23 protein-coding genes and 1 pseudogene are annotated in these 21556 nt (G+C 62.7%); 21 read left to right on the top strand and 3 right to left on the bottom strand.

The window, feature by feature from the left end; translation table 11 throughout:
* Together GL286_RS22185 and GL286_RS15395 are read left to right on the top strand one after the other, a co-directional pair.
* Positions 1-283 (top strand): annotated as a pseudogene (locus tag GL286_RS22185) (IS30 family transposase); the annotation flags it as partial.
* Positions 246-923, top strand: coding sequence for an IS30 family transposase (locus GL286_RS15395; protein WP_170295224.1), 678 nt, complete (start codon positions 246-248; stop codon positions 921-923). The pseudogene GL286_RS22185 and the gene GL286_RS15395, both read left to right, overlap by 38 nt.
* 216 nt (positions 924-1139) lie before the next feature.
* Here the strand turns inward: GL286_RS15395 and GL286_RS15390 are convergent, their stop codons facing one another.
* Together GL286_RS15390 and GL286_RS15385 are read right to left on the bottom strand one after the other, a co-directional pair.
* Entirely contained in the window at positions 1140-2738 is a 1599-nt protein-coding gene (locus GL286_RS15390; protein WP_211596363.1) for an ABC transporter substrate-binding protein, read from the bottom strand.
* Between the two features lie 36 nt (positions 2739-2774).
* A complete protein-coding gene (locus GL286_RS15385) occupies positions 2775-3827 on the bottom strand; it encodes an enolase C-terminal domain-like protein (protein ID WP_343038911.1) in 1053 nt (350 codons plus the stop codon).
* Positions 3828-4118: 291 nt separating this feature from the next.
* Here GL286_RS15385 and GL286_RS15380 point away from each other — a divergent pair, with 291 nt between their 5' ends.
* Positions 4119-4856, top strand: a complete 738-nt coding sequence (locus GL286_RS15380; protein WP_155096466.1) for a FadR/GntR family transcriptional regulator — start codon at positions 4119-4121, stop codon at positions 4854-4856.
* 158 nt (positions 4857-5014) lie between these two features.
* Here GL286_RS15380 and phnF read toward each other — a convergent pair whose 3' ends face one another.
* Positions 5015-5737 carry a phosphonate metabolism transcriptional regulator PhnF gene (gene phnF, locus GL286_RS15375; protein WP_155096465.1) on the bottom strand — a complete coding sequence of 241 codons (723 nt, stop codon included), beginning with the start codon at positions 5735-5737 and terminating at the stop codon, positions 5015-5017.
* A 110-nt stretch (positions 5738-5847) separates the two neighbouring features.
* Between phnF and phnG the strand changes: the two genes are divergently transcribed.
* From phnG to GL286_RS15285, 18 genes are all read left to right on the top strand, one after another.
* Positions 5848-6279, top strand: a complete 432-nt coding sequence (phnG, locus tag GL286_RS15370; RefSeq protein WP_155096464.1) for a phosphonate C-P lyase system protein PhnG — start codon at positions 5848-5850, stop codon at positions 6277-6279.
* The gene (phnH, locus tag GL286_RS15365) at positions 6279-6833 is read left to right on the top strand and encodes a phosphonate C-P lyase system protein PhnH (protein WP_155096463.1); all 555 of its coding nucleotides are present in this window, start codon (positions 6279-6281) and stop codon (positions 6831-6833) included. The genes phnG and phnH overlap by 1 nt, the downstream gene beginning before the upstream one ends.
* Entirely contained in the window at positions 6833-7918 is a 1086-nt protein-coding gene (locus tag GL286_RS15360; protein WP_155096462.1) for a carbon-phosphorus lyase complex subunit, read from the top strand. Before phnH ends, GL286_RS15360 begins: the two co-directional genes overlap by 1 nt.
* Positions 7919-7923: 5 nt before the next feature.
* Entirely contained in the window at positions 7924-8757 is an 834-nt protein-coding gene (locus GL286_RS15355) for an alpha-D-ribose 1-methylphosphonate 5-phosphate C-P-lyase PhnJ (RefSeq protein WP_211596371.1), read from the top strand.
* On the top strand, positions 8754-9509 hold the full coding sequence (gene phnK / locus GL286_RS15350; RefSeq protein WP_155096460.1) for a phosphonate C-P lyase system protein PhnK: 756 nt from the start codon (positions 8754-8756) through the stop codon (positions 9507-9509). Before GL286_RS15355 ends, phnK begins: the two co-directional genes overlap by 4 nt.
* 8 nt (positions 9510-9517) lie before the next feature.
* Complete coding sequence (gene phnL / locus GL286_RS15345; protein WP_170295227.1) at positions 9518-10189, top strand: phosphonate C-P lyase system protein PhnL; 672 nt, start codon at positions 9518-9520, stop codon at positions 10187-10189.
* Between the two features lie 539 nt (positions 10190-10728).
* Positions 10729-11850 (top strand): alpha-D-ribose 1-methylphosphonate 5-triphosphate diphosphatase, encoded by a 1122-nt coding sequence (locus GL286_RS15340; protein ID WP_155096472.1) that lies wholly within the window; start codon positions 10729-10731, stop codon positions 11848-11850.
* 202 nt (positions 11851-12052) lie between these two features.
* Positions 12053-12871 carry a phosphonate ABC transporter ATP-binding protein gene (phnC, locus tag GL286_RS15335; RefSeq protein ID WP_155096458.1) on the top strand — a complete coding sequence of 273 codons (819 nt, stop codon included), beginning with the start codon at positions 12053-12055 and terminating at the stop codon, positions 12869-12871.
* Between the two features lie 57 nt (positions 12872-12928).
* Positions 12929-13828, top strand: a complete 900-nt coding sequence (gene phnD, locus GL286_RS15330; protein ID WP_155096457.1) for a phosphonate ABC transporter substrate-binding protein — start codon at positions 12929-12931, stop codon at positions 13826-13828.
* Between the two features lie 68 nt (positions 13829-13896).
* The gene (gene phnE, locus GL286_RS15325; protein WP_155096456.1) at positions 13897-14766 is read left to right on the top strand and encodes a phosphonate ABC transporter, permease protein PhnE; all 870 of its coding nucleotides are present in this window, start codon (positions 13897-13899) and stop codon (positions 14764-14766) included.
* Between the two features lie 4 nt (positions 14767-14770).
* Entirely contained in the window at positions 14771-16096 is a 1326-nt protein-coding gene (gene phnE, locus GL286_RS15320; RefSeq protein ID WP_155096455.1) for a phosphonate ABC transporter, permease protein PhnE, read from the top strand.
* 104 nt (positions 16097-16200) lie between these two features.
* Positions 16201-17403: a CaiB/BaiF CoA transferase family protein gene (locus GL286_RS15315; protein WP_155096454.1), complete on the top strand. Its 1203-nt coding sequence runs from the start codon at positions 16201-16203 to the stop codon at positions 17401-17403.
* A 3-nt stretch (positions 17404-17406) separates the two neighbouring features.
* Complete coding sequence (locus GL286_RS15310) at positions 17407-18567, top strand: acyl-CoA dehydrogenase family protein (RefSeq protein ID WP_155096453.1); 1161 nt, start codon at positions 17407-17409, stop codon at positions 18565-18567.
* 11 nt (positions 18568-18578) lie between these two features.
* On the top strand, positions 18579-18983 hold the full coding sequence (locus GL286_RS15305) for a hotdog family protein (protein WP_155096452.1): 405 nt from the start codon (positions 18579-18581) through the stop codon (positions 18981-18983).
* Positions 18976-19410 carry a MaoC family dehydratase gene (locus tag GL286_RS15300; RefSeq protein WP_155096451.1) on the top strand — a complete coding sequence of 145 codons (435 nt, stop codon included), beginning with the start codon at positions 18976-18978 and terminating at the stop codon, positions 19408-19410. Before GL286_RS15305 ends, GL286_RS15300 begins: the two co-directional genes overlap by 8 nt.
* Positions 19407-20333: a dihydrodipicolinate synthase family protein gene (locus GL286_RS15295; RefSeq protein WP_155096450.1), complete on the top strand. Its 927-nt coding sequence runs from the start codon at positions 19407-19409 to the stop codon at positions 20331-20333. Before GL286_RS15300 ends, GL286_RS15295 begins: the two co-directional genes overlap by 4 nt.
* A complete protein-coding gene (locus GL286_RS15290) occupies positions 20333-21244 on the top strand; it encodes a dihydrodipicolinate synthase family protein (RefSeq protein WP_155096449.1) in 912 nt (303 codons plus the stop codon). The genes GL286_RS15295 and GL286_RS15290 overlap by 1 nt, the downstream gene beginning before the upstream one ends.
* Positions 21241-21531: a DUF4286 family protein gene (locus GL286_RS15285; protein ID WP_155096448.1), complete on the top strand. Its 291-nt coding sequence runs from the start codon at positions 21241-21243 to the stop codon at positions 21529-21531. Before GL286_RS15290 ends, GL286_RS15285 begins: the two co-directional genes overlap by 4 nt.
* Positions 21532-21556: the final 25 nt, after the last annotated feature.

Here is a 21556-nt window from a genome sequence, read left to right as displayed (position 1 = left end):
GCGCGAACTCAAGCGCAACCATTTCCACGACAGCGAGAGCCCGAAGCTCAGCGGCTACTGGTGCGTCGTGGCGCAGAGCCGCTGCGATGCGCGCCGGACCCGTCGACGCAAGCTGGTCCGCGATTCCGGCTTGCGCGACCAGGTCGAGCGCTGCCTGCGCGCAGGCTGGACGCCCGAGCAGATCGCCGGGCGTATGCGCTATGAGCGCGCGCCCGCCTCGGTCTGCCACGAGACCATGTACCGCCATGTCTATTCCGGGGAAGGACGTCAGGCCCAACTCTGACGTCACCTGCCCTCGGGCCGCAGACGACGGCGCGGCTGACCTGCTGCGCAAGCGTCCGCCGCCGAAATTTGCTCCTGAACTCAGCATCCTGTTCCGCCCTGACGTGATCGCGCATCGGAAAGAGTTCGGTCACTGGGAAGGTGACCTCGTTCTGTTTAGGCAGAAGTACGGACCAGCCAATGTCACCACAATGATCGAACGTACGAGCCGTTTCCTCGAGGTGCTGAAAAACGAGGATAAGCGTGCCAAGCCGATCATGGCTCAGATCGCCCGGGCGCTGATGCCCCTGCCCCGGCATGCCTGCCGCTCGGTGACATTCGATCGCGGCTCCGAATTCGTCGACTGGCCGCATGTGCAGGCCGAGGTCGGCGCCCAGACATGGTTTTGTGAAGCTCAGTCGCCGTGGCAAAAAGGTGCGGTTGAGAACGCCAACAAACGGCTGCGGCGCTGGCTCGGCCGCGACACCGATCCGAACAGCCTGTCACAGGAGGATCTCCGTCTGCTCTGCGCCGGATTGAACGCCACACCCCGCAAATGCCTCGGTTTCCGCACCCCCGCCGAGGTGTTCAAGGCCAACCTTCTTGGCCGAGGCCACCGGCGCGCAAAACTTTCCCGCCAACCAAAGTCGCATCTGGGCTAGCGCGTCCAAGGGCGCTCCCGGAAGTTTTGCCGGACGCATGCGACCGCTCCGCGCGCCGGCGCGGGTATGCCACAAGAAGAACTACTGCCATGGTTTCTCTAGCTAAGATCGCACGCCCGGCTCAGTGTCGTGGTTCTAATCCACTGCTTCAGCATGAGCACGATCCGGCCACGTTCTGCCACGAGTGCAGTCTGCCGGCCGGATCGTGATAGACGCTCAACGGCGCTTGCCAACCGAAGCCAACTTGGTCTGCCAGACCGGACTGATCCGAAGCCCCTCGACATCCGCGCGCATTGCGACGGAATCCGTCACTTGGGATACGGGCTGGATGGCAGGCGCGCTTTCGGCATATTGGCGCTCCAACGCAACATAGGCTTCGTGCTGTGATGGCCCCGTTAGCAACAAGGCGTCGTCGATCAGTTTGTTAACCTTGTCGTCGTGATAGGAGACCCGCCAGCTCAGCAATCCGCTCAGATTGGCACCATCGCTGTTGTCTGGATTGTACAGGATACTGCGCAGATCGCCATCCGGATGCGAGACCTGCCCGCCGCTGCGACCGACGATCAACTGGAAATCGCGCTGCCGCATGGCACCATAGACAGTTTCGCCACCACCCGTAATGATTTCCGCGGTGATCCCGCCTTGCGCCAATGCGCCCTGAATAGCCACGGCCAAGTTATCGAACGGGGGTTCGGAAAGAGCGCGCAGCGACAGTTTCAGGCCGTCCGGATAGCCTGCCTGCGCCAATAGCGCCTTGGCACCCGCAATATCAGGCGCGGTCTCTCCGGCTTTGGTTCCGCCTAGACCGATCTGGATGGGCGAAAGATGCTTGACGCCATAGTAGCGCATGACAGCATCGTTAATCCCTTGGAAATCCAGCAGCTTGACGATGGCTTGGCGTATTTCGCGCTTCTGCAGCACAGGGTCCTTGAGGCTCATCGCCAGATAGTAAAGCCCGTTGCCCAATTCGCTCGTGACCTTGATATCGGGATTGCCTTCAAGCGAGGTCAGATCGGGTGCGCTCAACGTATAGGCAATATCGAGATCACCCTTCGTCAGCAGCAGTCGCTGGGTCTGAGACTCGGGGACGTGGCGCATGATCACGCGCTTCATGTCGACAGGATTTCCCCAGTAATTCTCGTTTCTGGCAAGAATAACCATGTCATTTGGCAACATGCGCTGGACCGAGAACGCCCCCGAACCGGCGGTATTCGTCGCAAGCCATGCCGTACCAAGATCACCGTCTTTCTCGTGCTCCAATACGACCTTGCGGTCCAGAATTGCCCCCGATCCGGCCAACGAAAGGGTCATGAGGATGATCTGGGGATCGGTCCTTTCGGGGATGCGGATTTCGACCGTGCGATCATCCACAGCGATAAGGTTCTGCGCGGCATTCTCGGCCGTGTAGCCCCGCAGCTTGAAGTTCGTAGCCTGCGCCAGATTGAGCGTGATGACCCGCTTGAGCGACCAGACGACGTCCTCGCTGGTCAGCGCATTCCCCGAGGCGAAACGTAGATCAGGCCGCAAGTGGAGACGGATGGATGACGAATCTTCGGAAACCTCCCAGCTTTCGGCAAGCTCCGGCACCACTTTGGCTCGATCCACGGGGTCGATCCCGACAAGGCAATCATAGACATTGGTCGTGATCTGGACCTTTTCCTTGCTTCCCGCACCCGCCGGATCGAGCGTCAGCACATTCGCCATCGAAAAGCCGATGACCAGTTGATCGGCGGGCGTTTCGGCAACGGACGCGCCAGGCATGGCGACAAACATCGCCAGCGCTGCCGCAGTCCCCAGAAAATGACGTCGTTTCATGAGTTCCTCCCATTTATCGATAGTCCCGCTGGCTCCTCAACCAGCGAGATTGGCGTCGATGTAATCAAGATTGATGTCGACCCCGACCCCCGGCTCTTGCGAAAGCCAGACGAACCCTTCCTGATCCATCGGGTCGTCGATCTTGTTCAGGTAATCCGGACAGGCGTCGTAATCGAGCATCGGGTGCAGCAACCCGCGTTCATACCAGCGACAGTTCTTGCTGACCGCCGAGATGAGCAGGTTTTCCGCGCCATGCCCGTGAACCTCGCAATTCAGCCCGAAGCTTTCCGCAAGATGCATCGTCTTGAGCGCGGGAGAGATCCCTCCGACATCCTCGACACCGGTGCGCAGGATATCGCAGGCCCCCGCCTTGATCCATTCCGCCCGGTGCATGTATTTTCCGCCCATGGACTCGGGACCGATCACCGGAATCTTCAACTCTGCTGCGAGCCACGCGTAAGACGACATGGATTGCTCGTCCATGACCTCCTCGATCCAGGTGAAGTTCAGCTTCTCCAGACCCTTGCCGAGTTCGTAGGCCTCTTCGCGTGAATACCAGTGATAGGCATCGAGCATCAGCGGAAAATTCGGCCCGACCGCCTCGCGCACCGCGGCGCAGGCCTTCAGATCCATCTGGATGTTGGGCGACCAACTGACCGGAGGCATCCAAGTATGCAGCTTGATGGCGCGATAACCCCGCTTGACCAGCCATTCAGCGAAACGGCCGTAATCCTCTGGGGTGGCTAGACCGCCTTCGATTTCGTCTCCGCACATGATCGAGCCATAGGCCGGAACCTTGTCGCGATACGAACCCGCCATCTTGTAGGCCGGCAGGCCTGCGAGCTTGGCCGCGAGATCCCAAAGCGCGACATCGACAACCGCCAATGTCCGGTCGCTCAGCTGTCCACCGCTGCCACGCTGCCAATGGGCTAGATCCTGCCACAGCATTTCACGCGCGAATGCATCTTGTCCTACAACAACGGGACGGATGTATTGCTCTAGTAGATGCGGCCGGATCTGTTCGGGACTGCCAAAAGCGTGCCCTTCGGTTCCGTCTTCGGCCGTCAGCGTAAGAAGAGATTTACGCACACGTTTCTCCGGTCCGGGATGATCATGCCCATCGCTGTCCTTGGCCAGATTTGTTGTGTGCCAAAAGGTACGCACCCGCGCATCGACGATTTTCATATTCCGATCCCTGACAGTTTCTCAGGCAGAGTCGACCGAATCTGCCGCAACGAGAGTCAGAATTGAATCTGCAGTAGGACAAGTAAAGCATAAAATTTGCCATATTCGATATCCTGTCCTACCAGAATGGCTTGCGCAGGCGGATCGCCGCGGCTAACACTGAGCCATGAGCTTCGCCGCAAGGAGGCGTGAAATATGGCGGAATTGATCGAAAGCGGATCGTTCTCTGGCGAGGCGCGGCCGCTTGTCGCAAAGGTTATTCAGGGTTTGCGGGCTGACATCGAACAAGGCAGTGTCAAGCCGGGGGACCGCATCGGCAGCGAAACCGATCTGGCGCGCGAACATTCCGTCAGCCGCGCAGTCGTCCGCGAGGCCATTGCGGTACTTCGCTCGGAGGGCGTCCTGAACGTCAGGCGAGGCGTCGGAGCATTTGTCCTTGAGCCGGTGACCGAACAGGCACCCTTTGCCGGACTTTCGCGCGACCGCGTCACCTCGGTCATCGAATTGATCGAATTGCGCCTCGGGTTCGAAACCGAGGCGGCATCCTTGGCGGCCATGCGGCGTTCGGCGGCGCAGATGGAGGCGATCATTGCCGCCCATGAACAGATCGGCGACGCATTGGCCGAAGGGACGTCCACGCGTTTCGCGGATTACATGTTCCATCTGCGGATCGCCGAGGCGACGCAGAACCGCTGCTTCTCGGACCTGATGGTGCTGTGCAAGGCGGGCATGGTGTCGACCGGACCAGATCGCTCGACGATTGCGACACAGGCCGCGCTGGTTCCGAACGAAAATCTTCAGCAGGAACATGGCCGGATTGTGAACGCTATCCTGCGCGGCGATGCCGAGGACGCCCGCAAGTCCATGCGCGCCCATCTGGAAGGCAGCCGCGAGCGTTACGGGAACATCCTGCTATCGCGCGTCACGGGCTAGGCTCTGCGGAAGGCGGCCACTGAACCGGTCCTGATCTCGCGACTGCCCCCTCGCCGACTGCCGCAGAAAACCATGGAATGCCAAGGGCCTACTCCCGAAGCATGACGCGAGTTTTCGCGACAGCACGCCTGCATCCGGATATTCCGTGACCGACCTCGCTACTCGGCTACGTTCGCGGGTTTCACGGTCAATGTAACGCGATCACCTGCGAACCATGTCCGGCCGTATTCGACGGGGCGGCCATCAAGGTCGATATTGGTGCTGATCGTCCGCAAGATCGGATCGCCCTCGCGCACGCGCAGGTGCAGGGCCACAACGGCATTGGCGCGCTTGGCGGTCAGTCGGGTTTCGGATCGGGTGTAATCCGACACACCGTGTTCAGCCAAAGCGCGGGTGATCGAATTCTCGGTCCGCAGGGTCGCACAAAGATCAGGAAAGCGTTCGGCGGGAAATACCGACTGGAAATAGGCGATGGGCTGGCTGTCGGCGGTGCTGATCCCTTCGATCACATGCACCCTCGCATCCGGTGCAAGCCCAAGGGCCTGCGCCTCGGGATCGTTGGCATGGCGGGTTTCGATACTCAGCACTTCGCGCCCCGGTTCGAGCCCCATGGCGGCAAGGTTGGTTGAAAACCGAGTCCGCCGCGCCAGAGGGTAGTCGACGGGCTTGCTTTGGACAAAAACCCCCGCGCCACGACGCGCATGGACCATGCCACGATCCGCCAGATCGGCCAAAGCACGACGGATGGTGTGGCGATTGACCCCGAAGCGCGACGACAGTTCGGCCTCGGTGGGCAACTTGTCGCCGGGACGTCTCTGGCCGCTGACGATCTCGATCGAGATCTGGTGGGCGATGGTCGTCCAGACCGGAGTGCGGCTCATTTCGGACCTGTCATCAAAATTTCACCATCTGCATGCTTGCCCGACTCGGATCGGGCGAATAGATATTTGTCTAGTTGTATAGATAAATAGACAACCCGACAAGGTGTCCAATGACGACGATCACCCGCCGCGACTGGATGGGCGTACTTGCCCGTTCCGCACCCGCCCGACTGGCGCATTTGCTTGGCGCGACCCCGCAACACAGCATTCTGCGCAATCCGGAAATCGGCGCAGTCATGGTACGGGGACGTGCCGGCGCAACGGGTGCGCCGTTCAATCTGGGCGAAATGACCGTGACCCGCTGCACGTTGCAGCTTGAAGACGGGTTGATCGGCCACGCCTATGTTCAGGGCCGTGACAAGGCCCATGCGATCCGCGCCGCAATCGTCGATGCGCAGATGCAAGGCCCTGACGCAAACGACATTTTCGCGCGCATCGTCTCGCCTCTGCTTTTAGACGAGAACGTCCGAAAAGCCGCCATCGCCTCGAAAGCGGCAGCAACCAAGGTTGAATTCTTCACGATGGTCCGAGGAGTGGATTGATGAATATCCAACCGATTTCCGGCGGATTCTCGGATGCACCCCGCCAATCGGCAACGGCTTTCCGCTCCGTGCTAGAGGTCATGTCGCGGCCCGGAAAAACGGCAGTCCTGTCAGGAGCGAAGCCGCCCGCGCCTCTATCCATCGCAGCAGGAACCGCCATTCTGACACTGGCCGATAGCAATACTCCGGTCCATCTAGCTGGAGTTTTCGACTGCGATGCGTTGCGGCAATGGATCACCTTCCACACCGGAGCACCGCTAGTCCCCGCCGACGAAGCGGATTTGGCGATAGGGCATTGGCACGACCTGGAACCCCTGGACCGGTTCCGCATCGGCAGCCCCGAATATCCTGATCGCTCGTCAACGCTGATCGTCGAATTGCACGATTGGCCCCAAGAAAACGCCCGTCTGACCGGACCCGGCATCAAAACGAAAACATTGGCCTTTGTCCCAGGAAACCGACCGACAGATTTTCCGCTGGGATTGGACCTGATCATGACGATGGGCGAGCGGATTTCGGCTTTGCCACGCAGTACCGAAGTGGAGTTTCTCTGATGTATGTAGCCGTCAAAGGGGGCGAACGTGCCATCGAAAACGCCCATGCGTGGCTGGCCAAGGAACGTCGCGGCGATCCGGACGTCCCTGAATTGTCCACCGCCCAGATCCGCGAGCAGATGGCGCTGGCCGTCAACCGCGTCATGGCCGAGGGCTCGCTTTACGACCCCGATCTGGCCGCGCTGGCGATCAAGCAGGCGCGCGGCGACCTGATCGAGGCGATCTTCCTGATCCGCGCCTATCGCACCACATTGCCGCGGCTGATGGCCTCGACGCCCGTCGATACGGCGGTAATGGCGGTGACCCGTCGGATTTCCGCGACCTTCAAGGATGCACCGGGGGGGCAGATCCTTGGCCCGACCTTCGACTATACGCACCGCCTGCTGGATTTCGCGCTGCTGGCCGAGGGCGAGGTCCCGCCCGCCCCGACCGCGCTGACCGGCCCCGCGCAGGACATGCCGCATATCCTGAGCTTTCTGGACCGCGACGGGTTGATCGAAAGGGCCGCGCCCTCGGATGAGATTCCGCCCGACCTGACCCGCGCGCCGCTGGAATTGCCCGCCGACCGCGCCTTGCGACTGCAAGCCCTGACGCGCGGGGATGAGGGGTTTGTCCTTGGCCTCGCCTATTCGACCCAGCGCGGTTACGGGCGCAACCATGCCTTTGTTGGCGAATTGCGCATCGGCACCTGTCCGGTCGAAGTCGATATCCCGGAACTGGGCTTCGCCGTCGAAATCGGCGAGATCGAGTTGACCGAATGCGAGACGGTGAACCAGTTCACCGGGTCGAAATCCCAGCCCCCGCAATTCACCCGCGGCTATGGCCTGACCTTTGGCCAGACCGAGCGCAAGGCGATCAGCATGGCGCTGGTGGACCGTGCCCTGCGCTGGCGCGAGTTGGGCGAGGACTTCACCGGAGCCCCCGCGCAGGACGAGGAATTCGTGCTGTCCCATTGCGACAACATTCAGGCCACGGGTTTTCTCGAACATATCAAGCTGCCGCATTACGTCGATTTTCAGGCCGAGCTGGAGCTGATCCGCAGCGTCCGCGCCGCCGCATTCGCCAGCAGGGAGGCCGCGGAATGACCGCCATGGATGCCTATAACTTCGCCTATCTGGACGAGGACACGAAACGCATGATCCGCCGCGCGCTGCTGAAGGCCGTGGCGATCCCCGGCTATCAGGTGCCCTTCGCCAGCCGCGAAATGCCGATGCCCTATGGCTGGGGCACCGGTGGCGTGCAGGTGACGGCGGCCTGCCTGACGCCAGACGACCGGCTGAAGGTCATTGATCAGGGCGCGGATGACACCACCAATGCCGTGTCGATCCGGCGCTTCTTTCAGCGCACGGCCGGGGTCGAGGTGACCGAGGAAACCGAGGACGCGACCATCATCCAGACCCGCCACCGTATCCCCGAGGCCCCCTTGCAGGAAAGGCAGATCATGGTCTTTCAGGTGCCGATCCCGGAACCCCTGCGCTTCCTTGAACCGCGCGAGACCGAGACACGGCGGATGCATGCCTTGGCCGATTACGGGCTGATGCAGGTCAAGCTGTATGAGGACATCGCCCGCCACGGCAGGATCGCCACCGCCTATGCCTATCCGGTCAGGGTCGAGGGGCGCTATGTCATGGACCCTTCGCCCATCCCGAAATTCGACAATCCGAAACTGGATGACAGCCCGGCCTTAATGCTGTTCGGCGCCGGGCGCGAGCAGCGCATCTATGCCCTGCCGCCATATACCCGCGTCGAAAGCCTTGATTTCGACGACCATCCCTTTGTCGCCAGCAAGGCCGACCACGCCTGCGACATCTGCGGCGCGACCGAAAGCTATCTGGACGAGGTGATCACCGACGATCAGGGCGGGCGAATATTCGTCTGCTCGGACACCGCATTCTGCCGCTCGCGTCAGGAGGACCGCCAATGACCCCGCTGTTTTCCGTCCGTGGGCTGGAAAAGCGCTATGGCGCGCGCATCGGCTGCACCGGCATCGGTTTCGACCTGTGGCCGGGCGAGGTCATGGGCATTGTCGGCGAAAGCGGCTCGGGGAAATCGACGCTGCTGTCCTGCCTTGCCGGTCATCTGCCCCCCGACCGCGGCGAGGTGATCTATGACGGCCGCGACGTGCTGGCCATGTCCGAACCCGAGCGCCGGATGCTGGCGCGTACCGACTGGGCCTTTGTCCACCAGAACCCCCGCGATGGGCTGCGCATGGCGGTCAGCGCTGGCGGCAATGTCGGTGAACGCCTGATGGCGGTCGGCGCGCGCCATTACGGCGACATCCGCGAAACCGCGACCGATTGGCTGGGCCGCGTCGAAATCGCCTCTGATCGCATCGACGACCGCCCCTCGGCCTTTTCCGGAGGGATGCAACAACGTCTGCAGATCGCGCGCAATCTGGTCACCGGGCCAAGGCTGGTCTTCATGGACGAACCGACCGGGGGCCTTGATGTCAGCGTGCAGGCGCGTCTGCTGGACCTGCTGCGCGGGCTGGTGCGGCGCATGGGGCTGTCGGCGATCATCGTCACCCACGATCTGGCCGTGGTCCGGTTGCTGGCCGACCGGCTGATGGTGATGAAGGGCGGCGAATGCGTCGAAACCGGTCTGACCGATCAGGTTCTGGACGATCCCCAGCACGCCTATACCCAGCTTCTTGTGTCCTCGGTCCTGCAGGTGTGACGATGAATGTGATCGAACTGTCGAACGTGTCCAAGACCTTCACCCTGCATAATCAGGGCGCGGCGGTCATCCCGGTCATGTCGGATGTCACCCTGTCGGTGGCGCCCGGTGAATGCGTGGGCCTGCTTGGGGCCTCGGGCGCGGGAAAATCCACCCTGATGCGGATGATCTGGGGCAATTACCTTGCCGCATCCGGCCGCATCACCGTGGCGGGCACCGATGTCGCCCGCGCCGAACCGCGCGAGATCCTGGCCCTGCGGCGCGAACGGATGGCCTATGTCAGCCAGTTTCTGCGCGTCGTCCCCCGCGTCCCCACCATCGAGGTCGTGGCCGAGCCGCTACTGCTGACCGGTACGCCCGAGGATCAGGCCCGCGACCGCGCCGCCGCCCTGCTGGCCCGGCTGCGCATCCCCGAACGGCTGTGGCAGCTGTCGCCCACCACCTTCTCGGGCGGGGAACAGCAGCGGGTGAACATCGCCCGTGGTTTCATCCGGCAGGTGCCGGTGATGCTTCTAGACGAACCCACCGCCAGCCTTGACGCGGCCAACCGCGAAACCGTGCTGTCGCTGATCGGGGAAGCCAAGGCGCGCGGCACCGCCATCGTCGGCATCTTTCACGACGAGGCCGCCCGCGACCGGGTCTGCGACCGCATGATCGACATGGCGAGGTTCGCGGCATGAGCGTCTTTGCCATTGTCGGGCCGTCGGGCGCGGGCAAGGATACCTTGATCGCGGCGGCCTTGGCCGCGCGTCCCGACATCATTGCGCTGCGCCGCTGCATCACCCGCCCGGAATCGGCGGGGGGCGAACCCTTCGAGGGTATCTCCGAGGCCGAATTCCTGCGCCGCGAGGCTGCGGGAAACTTCGCCCTGTCATGGCGCGCGCATGGGCTGGCTTACGGCGTCCCCCCGGCACCGACCGGGGGCATCACGCTGTTCAACTGCTCGCGCCGGATGCTTGAACAGGCAGCACTGGCATTCCCCGGCTTGCGGGTGATCGAGGTCACCGCCTCGGCCCCTGTTCTGGCGCAGCGGCTGGCCAGCCGTGGGCGCGAGAGCGCTAAGGACATCGCCGCAAGGCTGGCCCGCCGCGCGCCCCTGCCCGCAGGCTTGCCCGTTACTACCATCGTTAATGACGGCACCATCGCGCAGGGCGTCTCGGCCCTGCTGGCCGCACTTGACGATGCGCCCAATCCCCGACCCAGACCCGCAGGTAGGACCATGACGGAAACTGTCTTCACCAACGCCACCCTTGTCCTGCCCGATGAAATCCGCCACGGCGCCATCGTGATCCGCGACGGCGTCATCGCCGAGATCGGCAGCGCCAGCGTCACCGGCATAGATTGCGCCGGCGACCTGATCGCGCCGGGCCTGATCGAATTGCATACCGACAATCTGGAACGCCACATCCAGCCGCGCCCCGGCGTGAACTGGCCGCATGGGGCGGCGATCATTGCCCATGACGCCGAACTGGCCGGATGCGGGATCACCACCGTCTTTGACGCGCTGCGCGTGGGTTCGATCAACCGCGACAATTCCTATGCCAAATATGCGCGCGGTCTGGCGGATGAGATCCTTGCCGCCCGCCCGAACCTGCGCATCAGCCACCGCATCCACCTGCGGGCCGAGGTCTGCTCGGAAACGCTGATCGAGGAGCTGGCCGAATTCGGGCGGGCGGATCGCATCGGCATCGTCAGCCTGATGGACCACACCCCCGGCCAGCGCCAGTTCCGCGACCTGTCCAAGCTAGCCCAATACGTCAAGGGCAAGCAGGGCATGTCGGATCTGGAATTCGAGGCCCATGTCGCCGGTCTGGCCGAATTGCGCGCCCGCTTTGGCGAGGCGCATGAGGCCGCGACCGTGCAGGCGGCGCGGGACTGGGGCGCGGTGCTGGCCAGCCATGACGACACCACGGCGGATCATGTCGCGACCTCGGCCGCATATGGCATCAAGCTGGCCGAATTCCCGACCACGGTCGAGGCGGCGCAAGCCTGCCGCAAGCATGGCATCGCCACGATCATGGGCGCGCCGAACCTGATCCGGGGTGGCTCGCATTCCGGCAATGTCTCGGCGGGGGAACTGGCGCAGGCCGGGCTGCTGGACATCGTGTCCTCGGACTACGTGCCCGCGGCGTTGCTGAGTTCGGCGGTGCTGCTGGGCGATCTGTGGGACGATCTGGCGCGCGGCTTTGCCACGGTCACCGCAGCGCCCGCCCGCTCGGCCGGGCTAAGCGATCGCGGGCGGCTGGGCCTTGGCCTGCGCGCCGACCTGATCCGCGTGGCCCGCATCCAGGGCATGCCGGTCATCCGCGAAACATGGGTCGCAGGCCGCCGCGTCGCCTGAGGCGCGCGTCCCGCAACCCCCGAATAACATTGGTCAAAACAGGTCTCCGGCGCTGCCAGCGCCGGGGGCCAAAACATGTTTCCAAGAACCAAAATATTGAAAACAAATAATTTTCCGGTTTCACATAAGTTTCAGGAAGACCGGGGATAACTGTCACACTCGGCCTCTATCACGCCCCCAGACAACGTAACCGAGGGCGATCATGCTGGAAGTTCGGAATGTGACGCGCGTCTTCGGCAGCCGTGCCGCCGTCGACAATATCAGCTTTGCGATCGACCGCCCCGCCTTTGTCGGGATCATCGGCAGGTCGGGGGCGGGGAAATCGACCTTTCTGCGGATGCTGAACCGGCTGACCGATGCATCCGCCGGGCAGATGCTGGTTGACGGGCGCGACGTGCTGGCGCTGCGCGGGGCTGACCGGCGGGCATGGCAAAGCCAATGCGCGATGATCTTTCAGCAGTTCAACCTTGTGCCGCGCATGGACGTGGCCTCGAACGTGCTGCACGGGCTGCTGAACCGGCGCTCAACCCTGGCCACGATGTTCAACCTGTGGCCGCGCACCGATATCGAACGGGCGCTGCAGATCCTTGACCGACTGGGCATCGCCGAACAGGCCCCCAAGCGCGCCGAGGCACTGTCGGGCGGCCAGCAGCAGCGCGTCGCCATCGCCCGCGCGCTGATGCAGGACCCGCGCATCATTCTGGCGGACGAGCCCATCGCCAGCCTCGACCCGATGAATGCGCAGATCGTCATGGACACGCTGAAACGCATCAATGTCGAGGATGGCCGCATGGTCATCGCCAACCTGCACACGCTGGACACGGCGCGGCGCTATTGCGACCGGGTGATCGGAATGCGCGACGGGCGCATCGTCTTTGACGGAACCCCCGAGCAGCTTTCGACCGGCGTCGCCCGCGACATCTACGGCGCGGATGCTGGCTTCAACGAGGCCGCGACCTCGACCGCCATCCCGACCGATCACGAACCCGACCGCAGCTATGCGGACCGGATGCTTGCCTGACCAGACCCCACCGGCCCGGACGATCATGCCGATCGGGGCCAAATCCACGGAGTGACCATGAAGACCCTTGCCTTCGCACTTGCCGCAACTACCGCCTTCGCGCCGCTCGCTCAGGCCGACGAGATCAAGCAATTCAACATCGGCATCATGGGCGGCGAAAACGCCCGGGACCGCATGACCTCGAACGAATGCTACCGCGCCGCCATCGAGGCCGAGCTGGGCGTTCCGGTCAAGATATTCACCCCCGCCGACTATGACGGCGTGATCCAGGGCCTGCTGGGCGGCACGCTGGACATGGCGTGGCTGGGGGCCTCGGGCTATGCCAAGATCTACCTGACCGATCCGAATGCGGTGGTTCCTGTCCTGACCAAGCAGAACATGGACGGCTCGACCGGCTATTACGCCTTTGGCTTTGCCCGCAAGGACAGCGGCATCACCTCGGTCGAGCAAGCCAAGGGCAAAAGCTTTGCCTTTGCCGATCCGAACTCGACCTCGGGCTATCTGGTCCCCGGCGCCGAGCTGACCGAGAAATTCGGCAAGCTTGAGGATTTCTTCTCGGAAGTGCGCTTCTCGGGCGGGCATGAACAGTCGATCGTCGCCGTCGCCAATGGCGATGTGGCCGCGGGCGTCACTTGGGCCGACGGGCTGGGCGAATGGGAAGACGGCTACAATTCCGGCGCCTTCCGCAAGGCCGCCGATGCCGGTCTGATCGACATGAACGATCTGGTCCAGATCTGGCAATCGAAGCTGATCCCGGAAGGCCCGATGGTCGTCCGCAATGTCCTGCCGCAGGACGTCAAGGACAAGATCACCAAGCTGACCGCCGACCTGCATGAAACCGACAAGGCCTGCGCTTACGGCGTCGCCCATGGCGAGGCCAAGGATTTCGTGCCGGTGACCCATGCCGAATACGAAGGCGTCGTCGCCGCGCGCAAGCTGCAGGAATCGAACAGCTGATCGCCTGAACCGAGCTGACCCGCGCCGCGCCCGACCGGGGCGCGGCGCACCCCTTGCAGGAACCCGACATGCCCGACAGCGCCATCCCCGCCACCTCGCGTCCCGACATGGCCGCGACCAGCCACGCCTATTTTGAGCTGCTGCGCCGACGCAGGCTTTATGGCGGCATCCTGCTGATCCTGTTCGTGGCACTGATGGTCTCGGGCTTCCGCTTGGCCGAAAGCCGCAATGCGGGCGGTTTCATCGACGGGCTTCCGATGCTGCTGGCCTTCCCCGCCGAGGTGGTGGCCGAAGCATGGGAAAAACGCGCCGCCCTGCCCGGAATTTTCATCGAGCACTTTCCTTCATTGATTGAGACCTTGAACATCGCCGCGGTCTCGACCCTACTGGGCGGGATCGCGGCGATGATTTTGGCGCTGCTTTCGACCCGAGGGTTGGCGCGCTGGCCCCGGCTGACCGGGTTGTTCCGGCGGCTGATGGACATGTTCCGCGCCATCCCCGAAATCGTCATCGCGCTTTTGCTGATCTACATCCTTGGCGGCGGGCCGGTTCCGGCGGTGATCGCCATTTCGCTGCATACGGCGGGCGCACTTGGCAAGCTTTTCTCGGAAGCTGCCGAGAATGCCGACCGCAAGCCGGTCGAAGGGCTGTCCTCGGTCGGCGCGACATGGTCGCAGCAGATGTGGCTGGGCGTCATTCCGCAGGTCGCGCCTAACTGGCTGTCCTATGCCCTGCTGCGCTTCGAGATCAACGTCCGCGCCAGCGCCATCCTTGGCTTCGTCGGCGAGGGCGGCATCGGCTATGACCTCAAGATCGCGATGCAATGGGGCATGGGCCGCTATGATCAAGTGGTCGGGATTTTCCTGCTGCTGTTCATGGCCATCGTCCTGATCGACCGCCTGTCGGACCATCTGCGCAACCGTCTGGTGAAAGGCTGATCCCATGAGCGCCATCGACCTTTCCCCCGCACTAAGCGATGCCGTCGCCACCCGCTTTGCCCGCCGCCGCCTCCTGTCGCTGGGCATTCCCGCGCTGGTGCTGGCCTATCTGGTCTATGCCGCGATCTCGTTCGATCTGGCCGGACTGGCGGGTCGGGCGCGGATGGACAATGCCTCGGTGCTGCTGTCGGATTTCTGGCTGCACAAGACCCATGTCACCCGCCAGAACCGCACCGGCGCGCTAAGCGTCGCCATCGACGGTGAGGCCAAGGGCACCTATCCCGCCGACCGCCTGCCAGACTGGATCGCCCGCGACGGTCAGACCACGACCATCGACCTTGGCGACGGGCATCTGGTCACTTACCTGCCGGGCGGAGCGCGCTATGACGTGCCGGACTATGGCGTGATCGACATCCGCGAGGGCGCTGACGGCGTACAGTTGACCGCACCACAGCCCTTGCCCGACTGGATCAACGCCTCGGATACGCGCGTCAGCGTGACCACCGATGCCGGGCGCTTCGCCTATACCCGTGCCAAGGCCGAGACATTCCGCTACCAGCCGGGCTGGGCCTTGTTCTTCTTTGCGCTGGACAGCCCGTTTCACTACATGAGCTGGCCGCAGATTGCCGCCTCGGCACTTTGGGGCGACAGGGTTGATCCGTCGATGCCCAACATCGTCGCAATGGCGCAGGATTTCTGGAACAATCCGATGTGGCGGCATGGCGATGTCATCTGGGCCATGTTCGAGACCGTGCTGATGGCCTTTCTGGGCACTTTCGGCGCGGCACTGATTGCCCTGCCGCTGGGCTTCATGGCGGCGCGCAACATGATGCCTTTTGGTCCGCTGCGCTTTGCTCTGCGTCGCGTCTTTGACTTCATCCGCGGCGTTGACGGGCTGATCTGGACCATCGTTCTGGCCCGCGCCTTTGGCCCCGGCCCGATGACCGGATCGCTGGCGATCATGCTGACCGATACCGGCAGCTTCGGAAAGATGTTCTCGGAAGCCTTCGAGAATATCGACGAGAAGCAGGTCGAGGGCATCCGCTCGACCGGAGCCAACGGCCTGCAACGCGCGCGCTTCGGGGTACTGCCGCAGGTCATGCCTGTGCTGCTCAGTCAGGTGCTATATTTTCTGGAATCGAATACCCGCGGCGCCACTGTCATCGGCGCCATCGTCGGCGGCGGTATCGGCCTGTTGCTGACGCAGGCGATCCAGACCCAGAAGGACTGGGAAGACGTGGCCTATTACATGGTCCTGATCGTGCTGACCGTAATGGCCATGGACAGCCTGTCCGGCTGGCTGCGTCGGAAACTCATCATGGGCGAGTAATCATTCTGCAAATTATCTCACCCTAGATTATCATAGTTAGCTATATTCCACCCTGCCCTTCGCATGGCGTAGCCTGTCGGCAATCAAACCAACAGGGAAACACCATGGGCGCGTTGGACGGGGTTACGGTCCTCAGCTTCAATCACTTTTTGTCGGGACCGGCAGCGGCACAGTTTCTGGGCGATATCGGCGCGGACGTCATCGCGGTCGAACCGCTTGGCGGCGCTTTCCAGAGAAACTGGGCAGTCGGCAACCGGTTTGTCGACGATACCAGCGTCAACCACATGACAACGGGCCGAAACAAGCGCTCGATCGCGGTTGATCTGAAATCACCCGAGGGGTTGGCGGTCGTTCGGCGGCTGATCGCAAAGGCGGATGTCGTGATGGAGAACTTCCGTCCCGGCACCCTGGACAAGCTGGGTCTGTCCGAAGCCGAGATGCGTCAGATCAATCCGAAGCTGATATACGCGGCGACGACCGGTTATGGCGGTGACGGGCCCTATCGCGACCGACCCGGTCAGGACGTCCTGCTGCAAGCCATGTCGGGACTTGCGGCACATACCGGCAGCATGGAGAGCGGTCCGGTCGCCATCGGCTCGGTTCCGATCGACCACCACGCCGCCGCGCTGACGGTGGCGGGCATCCTTGCCGCCCTGTTCGAACGCGAGCGCACCGGCAAGGGCAAGCGGATCGAAGTGAACATGCTGCAAGCCGCGCTGGATCTTCAGGGTGAATCGGTCACGGCATGGATGAACGGAGCCGAGCGGAACGGCCCGCGCGGCCAAGCGGGCATGGCCAATTGGTTCAGCCCCGCGCCTTACGGCATCTACGCGGTCAAGGACGGGCATGTGATGATCTCGATGTCGAAACCCGCCGATCTGGCCGAGGCACTGGCCCTGCCCCAACTCGCCGATTTCACCGAAAAAGACGGTTTCGACAAACGGGCCGAAATCTCGCGCATGGTGGCCGATGGGATGGCTTCGCTGACGGCCGATCAGGCGCTGACGCGCCTTGCAGCAGCGGGTGTGTGGCACGAATTGGTTCGGGATTACGACAGCTTGCGGGAAAATCCTCAGGCACGGCATCTGGGTGTCTTCATCGACGCCAAAACGCAGGGTGGATCGGACATGACCCTGCTATCCCATCCGATCCGCTATGACGGCGCAGTCCCCGCGGTCCGGCTCGCGCCGCAACCACTTGGTGGTCAAACCCGCGATGTCCTGACCGAGGCCGGACTTCACCCGCAGGAAATCGACGCGCTGTTCGACTGTGGCGCGGTCGTCCAAACCGACAAGATGCGAGGCTGAGCCATGGATTTCACGATTTCCGATGAGATGAAGATGGTGACCGACGCCATCTCGCGTTTTGTGCGCGAAAAAGTTCAACCGCTCGAGCAAGAGACCGAAGAAAACGCCTGCATCCCCGCGGACAAATTGGCTGCGGTCAAAGCCGAGGCTCAGGCTTTGGGCTTTTACGCGCTGAACATGTCCGAAGAAGTCGGCGGCGGCGGCCTGAGCGTGCTCGATATGTGTCTGGTCGAAGAACAGTTGGGCCAGACCTCTGACGCGCTGATCCGGCGCATCTTCGGGCAGGTTTATCCGATGCTGGAACGCTTCGAAGGACCGCTGCGGGACAAGTACCTTTATCCCACGGTCAAGGGCGACAAGATCTGCGCCATGGCGATCACCGAACCGGGCGCGGGCTCGGATGCGGCGGCGATCAAGACCAATGCCTATCTGGACGGCGATGAGTGGGTGCTGAACGGGACCAAGCATTTCATCTCGGACGGGGATATCGCCGATTACGTCATCGTCATGGCGGTGACCGACGCAGAGAAAAGGGCCCGTGGCGGCATTTCCCTGTTGATCGTGGACAAAGGCACGCCGGGTTTCAACGTCGCGCGCAACCAGCCGATGATGGGTCATCGCGGCTATGGCCATGCCGAGCTGACCTTTGACGATGTCCGCATTCCCAAGGGCAATGTCCTTGGTCCCGTGGGCGACGGCTTCAAGGTGATGATGGCAAATGTCGGAGGCATTCGCCTTGGACATATCGGTGCCCGCGCCGTCGGGATGGCCAGCCGCGTGCTGGAACTGATGCGCCAGCACGCCGCCACCCGCCAGCAATTCGGCCAGCCCATCGGCGACTTCCAGATGGTCCAGCAAATGATCGCCGACAGCGCGATGGAGATATTTGCCACCCGCATGATGGTCCTGAACACCGCATGGGAGGAGGATCACGGCAAGGACCCGCGCGACAAGGTCAGCATGGTCAAGGTGCAGGCCTCCGAAATGTTGGGCCGCGTTGCGGATCGCGGCATTCAGGTCTTCGGTGGCTACGGCTTCACCAAGGAATTGCCGCTTGAACGCATCTACCGCGATGCCCGCGTGACGCGGCTTTACGACGGCACTTCGGAAATCCACCGCATGCTGATCGCCCGTTCGGTGATCAAGCGCGGCCTGACCCTGTAAGGAACCCCGACATGAGCGAACTTCCCGCCATCGGCCAGTCGATGACTTTCCGCAAAACCATGACCGTCGCCGAACAAGGCTTTTTCACCGGCATTTCGGGCAATATGGGCCGCGCCCATGTCGATCGCGCCTATGCCAAGGCCAATGGCCAATCCGACATGATCGTTTTCGAACTCGCCGCCGCGAGCCTGTTTTCGACCGCCTTCGGCAGGCTCGCCGGACCTGATTACCGCTTGGGCGGGCTGGAAATCGGGTTTAACCGTGCCCTGCCCGTCGGCAGTTCGATTGCCGCGACGGCAACCGTCACCGCAAGCGGGCCGGATGCCATCCTGTTCGATCTGAGTGCCGTGGTCGACGGGATCGAAGTCATCTCCGGCAAGGCCCGACTGATACCGTTGGGTGCGACCGATGTATGACATCCGCAATATCGACGAGTTTCAGGTCGGTGACCGTGTCTCGGTCGCGAAAACCGTAACCGAGGCCGATGGCGCGATGTATATCGCCGCGACCGGAGATTTCGGTCCGGTCCATGTCGATGAGGGCTATGCCTCGACAACACGCTTTGGCGAAAGGCTGGCTCCGGGGATTCTGGTTGCGGGTATCTGCACTTCGGTCCTGACAGCGGAACTGGTCGGCACGGTCGGGGTCTCGATCCGCGACTGCTTCTGGTTCACCGGCGCAGTCCGCTACGGCGATACCTTGACCTTCGATATCTGGATCTCGGGCATCGACCCCGAAAACCGCACCGTCGACTGGCAGGCCAGCGCCCGAAACGAAGACGGCACCGAAGTGCTCAAGGCCGACGCCACCCTGAAATTCCCCAGAAAGAAAGTCACAGCATGATTTCCGGCAAGGATCTTGGCGGTATTACCGTTGCCACCGTACTTCCCTTTGACGAAACCGGCGCTATCGACTGGGCCGGATATGCATCGGTTCTGGACCATTGCGCGCGCCCCGAAACGACCGATTGCGTCTTCGTGAACGGCCATGCCGGAGAGGCGACCGCCCTGACCGCGACCGAACGCGCCGAGGTGATCCGCCGTACCCGCGACCATATCGGACCAAACCGCATCCTGTTGGCGGGGGTCGTTCCGACCGGCTATCCCGACGCGATCGTACAGGCCGAGGCGGCACGCGAAGCCGGTGCCGATGTCGCCGTGATCTTCCCGGCCGAGGCGCTGGGTGGCGGCAACGCGAACACATCGGCGGGCGTGAAGTTCATCGAGAAGCTGGGGAACGAGTTGCAGATGCCGCTCTCGATCTTCCAGTTTCCCATCGCGTCCGGCTTTGGTTTTTCGACACAGGTTCTGGCCGAAATGGCACAGATTCCGCAGGTGGTGGCGATCAAGGAAGGTTCGGCCACGCTGCTGGCCTATGACGAGAACCGCCGCGCGATCAAAGCGGTTGCGCCGGATGTCGCGATCCTGCCTTCGAATTTCCATTGGTTCTTCGCACAGATCGCCCTAGGCGGCGACGGGATCCTATCGGGTCTGGCAAGTCTTGTGCCCGATCTTTTGGCCGATCTCTGGAAGGCATCGCTAGATATGGACCTTGCGAAGATGCGGGAGGCCAATGATCGCCTTTATCCCGTAGTTCGTGCCATTTATGGCCCTTCGCCGGTCGTGGATATGCACACGCGCATGAAGGATGGGCTGCAGTTGATGGGCGTCATCAAGAACTCGACCCCGCGCCTACCTTTGCTACCGCAATCCGCCGAGATCGTCGAGAACCTGCGCAAAGCACTTATCGCCGCCGAGGTGATCTGATGCATGGCGGAATTTACGCGGCGACAATCTGCACCATGGATGCCTCGGGCCAGTTGGATATGGCGGCGCAACAGGCGCATTTCGCCGATGTCCTGCAGACGCCCGGTCTGCACGGCGTTCTATTGAACGGACATGCGGGCGAAGGGATCTTCCTGACGCGCGACGAGCAGGCCCGACTGGTCGGCCTTGCCCGCGAAACCGCGCCAAAGGCCCGCATCCTTGCCGCGGTCAGCGCAGAATCCACATCGCAGGCTGCGGCCGACGCTCGGGCGGCGGTGCTAGCAGGGGCGGACGGGATCATGGTCTTTGCGCCCTTCTCTTGGGCGCTTGGTGCAGACCCGCGTGCCATCATCGCGCATCATCAGGGCGTGGCCGAAGCAACCGACGCCCCGCTTTATCTGTTCCAAGGCGCGGTCGGATCAGGAAAACTGGCCTACACGCCCGAAGTGCTGCGCGCTTTGTTGGAAATCGACCGTGTTGTCGGCATCAAGGAAGGCAGTTGGGAAACCCGCGCCTATGAGTTGACGCGCCGCATCACCCGCGAGATGCGCCCTGACGTTGCCGTGATGGCCTCGGGGGACGAGCATCTGTTCCCCTGTTTCCTGATCGGCAGCGACGGCAGCGCGGTCAGTCTGGCCGCCGTCCTGCCAGAACTGATCGTGGCGTTGGATCATGCCGTGCGCGAAGGGCGCCATCGCAAGGCATTGGTAATCCACACCGCCTTGTTCGAATTTGCCAAGCTGGTCTATGCCGCGCCCGGCCATTTGGCAGCCGCCCGCCTCAAGGCCTGTCTGGCCGAACTGGGCCGCATCCCCCATGCCGCCTGCCGCGCGCCGACGCCCGCGATTTCGCCTGTCGAACGCACGGCGCTGATGTCCGCGCTGCGCCCCTGTCTGGAGCTTTCGCTATGAGCCAAGAATTGCAATCACATATCGTCTTTGTCGACATCGCGCCCGAACACGAGGCCGCGTTCAACGACTGGTACGACAATGTCCACCTGCCGCAGATTCTGGATTGCCCCGGCTGGCTGGATGCCCGTCGCGAGAAATGCCTTGAAGGCGGGGCACGCCATGTCGCGATCTACACGATCACCGGCCCCGAGGTCTATGAAACGCCCGAATTCAACGCTATCAAAGGGTTTGGGCCCTTTGCTGACAAGGTCCGAAACTTTCACCGGATCCGGTTGACGCGTAGCTGAGGGTCCGAAATCATGGGGCGCGCGG

Source organism: Paracoccus aestuariivivens (genome assembly GCF_009711225.1).
In the GTDB taxonomy this organism is placed as follows: Bacteria; Pseudomonadota; Alphaproteobacteria; order Rhodobacterales; family Rhodobacteraceae; genus Paracoccus; species Paracoccus aestuariivivens.
The sequence above is the reverse complement of the archived record's forward strand: the minus strand, read 5'-3'. Positions and strand labels throughout refer to the sequence as shown.

Coding starts and splice junctions, on each gene's coding strand:
- phnK (WP_155096460.1), top strand. CDS start 8,754: ATGACCCCGCTGTTTTCCGTCCGTGGGCTGGAAAAGCGCTATGGCGCG.
- GL286_RS15380 (WP_155096466.1), top strand. CDS start 4,119: ATGGCGGAATTGATCGAAAGCGGATCGTTCTCTGGCGAGGCGCGGCCG.
- phnE (WP_155096455.1), top strand. CDS start 14,771: ATGAGCGCCATCGACCTTTCCCCCGCACTAAGCGATGCCGTCGCCACC.
- GL286_RS15360 (WP_155096462.1), top strand. CDS start 6,833: ATGTATGTAGCCGTCAAAGGGGGCGAACGTGCCATCGAAAACGCCCAT.
- GL286_RS15285 (WP_155096448.1), top strand. CDS start 21,241: ATGAGCCAAGAATTGCAATCACATATCGTCTTTGTCGACATCGCGCCC.
- GL286_RS15310 (WP_155096453.1), top strand. CDS start 17,407: ATGGATTTCACGATTTCCGATGAGATGAAGATGGTGACCGACGCCATC.
- phnE (WP_155096456.1), top strand. CDS start 13,897: ATGCCCGACAGCGCCATCCCCGCCACCTCGCGTCCCGACATGGCCGCG.
- GL286_RS15295 (WP_155096450.1), top strand. CDS start 19,407: ATGATTTCCGGCAAGGATCTTGGCGGTATTACCGTTGCCACCGTACTT.
- phnC (WP_155096458.1), top strand. CDS start 12,053: ATGCTGGAAGTTCGGAATGTGACGCGCGTCTTCGGCAGCCGTGCCGCC.
- GL286_RS15290 (WP_155096449.1), top strand. CDS start 20,333: ATGCATGGCGGAATTTACGCGGCGACAATCTGCACCATGGATGCCTCG.
- GL286_RS15355 (WP_211596371.1), top strand. CDS start 7,924: ATGGATGCCTATAACTTCGCCTATCTGGACGAGGACACGAAACGCATG.
- GL286_RS15305 (WP_155096452.1), top strand. CDS start 18,579: ATGAGCGAACTTCCCGCCATCGGCCAGTCGATGACTTTCCGCAAAACC.
- phnD (WP_155096457.1), top strand. CDS start 12,929: ATGAAGACCCTTGCCTTCGCACTTGCCGCAACTACCGCCTTCGCGCCG.
- GL286_RS15340 (WP_155096472.1), top strand. CDS start 10,729: ATGACGGAAACTGTCTTCACCAACGCCACCCTTGTCCTGCCCGATGAA.
- phnF (WP_155096465.1), bottom strand. CDS start 5,737: ATGAGCCGCACTCCGGTCTGGACGACCATCGCCCACCAGATCTCGATC.
- phnH (WP_155096463.1), top strand. CDS start 6,279: ATGAATATCCAACCGATTTCCGGCGGATTCTCGGATGCACCCCGCCAA.
- GL286_RS15395 (WP_170295224.1), top strand. CDS start 246: ATGTCTATTCCGGGGAAGGACGTCAGGCCCAACTCTGACGTCACCTGC.
- GL286_RS15300 (WP_155096451.1), top strand. CDS start 18,976: ATGTATGACATCCGCAATATCGACGAGTTTCAGGTCGGTGACCGTGTC.
- phnG (WP_155096464.1), top strand. CDS start 5,848: ATGACGACGATCACCCGCCGCGACTGGATGGGCGTACTTGCCCGTTCC.
- GL286_RS15315 (WP_155096454.1), top strand. CDS start 16,201: ATGGGCGCGTTGGACGGGGTTACGGTCCTCAGCTTCAATCACTTTTTG.
- GL286_RS15390 (WP_211596363.1), bottom strand. CDS start 2,738: ATGAAACGACGTCATTTTCTGGGGACTGCGGCAGCGCTGGCGATGTTT.